At 70.7% G+C, this 1,092-nt stretch carries 1 protein-coding gene; it reads right to left on the bottom strand.

The window, feature by feature from the left end; all coding sequences use genetic code 11:
* Positions 1 to 907: oxygen-dependent tRNA uridine(34) hydroxylase TrhO (gene trhO / locus ACFPZL_RS09265; RefSeq protein WP_382335188.1), on the bottom strand; the 907-nt coding region annotated here is incomplete at its 3' end.
* Between the last annotated feature and the right edge of the window lie 185 nt (positions 908 to 1,092).

Genomic DNA, 1,092 nt, shown 5'->3' with positions numbered 1-1,092 from the left:
CGCCGGAGTGGGCGTCGCAGACGACGAAGCGGGCGCGGCAGGCGGGATCCGCGCAGTTCGCGAGCCGTTTCGAAGCCGTGCCGCAGACGCCGCACCGGCCGAGCACCTCGGCGCCGGGTGCGAAGTCGACGGATTCGCGGCCGTCGAAGACGGCGAGCGACCCCTGCCAGAGGCCGTCGTTGCCGCGGGCCTCGCCGTAACGGACGACACCCCCGTCGAGCTGGTACACCTCGCCGAAGCCGCGGGCGATCATGGCCGCGGAGAGTATCTCGCAGCGGATGCCGCCCGTGCAGTAGGTCACGATCGGGCGATCCTTCAGATGGTCGAATGCGCCGCGCTCGATCTCGCCGATGAAGCCGTGCGTAGTCGCGACCGCTGGCACCACCGCACCCGCGAAGCGACCGATCTCGGCTTCCCAGGCATTGCGCCCGTCGAAGAAGATGATTTCGTCGCCGCGCTCGGCGACCAGTTCGTCGACATCCTGAGGCGAGAGGTGCACTCCGCCGCCCACCACTCCGTCGGCATCGACGACGGTCTCGTCCGGGATCCCGAAGGCTACCAACTCCTCGCGCGCCTTCACGCTGAGTTTCGGGAAGTCGGAGATCCTGCGCCAGCGGGGTGCGCGGTCCGTTCCGTGAAGCGGCTCCGGCGTCTCGGCCTCGAAGCCGGTGCCATCGCTCCACTTCACCTCGAGGTCCGAGAACGGGGCGTACTCCCGAGTGCGGCGCAGGTACAGCTTGCAGGCGTCGAGTTCGCCGCCGACAGTGCCGTTGATGCCGTGCTTCGACACGATGACGCGCCCGCGCAGGCCGAGCGAGGAGCACAGCTCGCGCTGCCACAGTCGCACCGCGTCGGGGCCGGCGACCGGGGCGAAGGCGTAGTAGAGCAGGATCTTCGGCGTGGGCACCCACCCATGCTAAACGCCGGGCCCGGGGCCCGACGACTCCCGGGCCCGGCGGCCCCCCCCGCACGTTGCCGGGCGCGGGTCACGATCCGTTTTCGCCGGCCCCGAGTCCGGAGGCCCCCTTCTTGACGAGCGGCCCCCCTATCTACTGCACGGAAGGGGGCCGCGCGTCAAGAAGGGGGCCGCTC

Origin of the sequence: Leucobacter soli, from assembly GCF_042659205.1 — a bacterium.
Taxonomy (GTDB): Bacteria; Actinomycetota; Actinomycetes; order Actinomycetales; family Microbacteriaceae; genus Leucobacter; species Leucobacter soli.
Note: the sequence above shows the minus strand (reverse complement) of the source record. Positions and strands in the feature narration are given on the sequence as shown.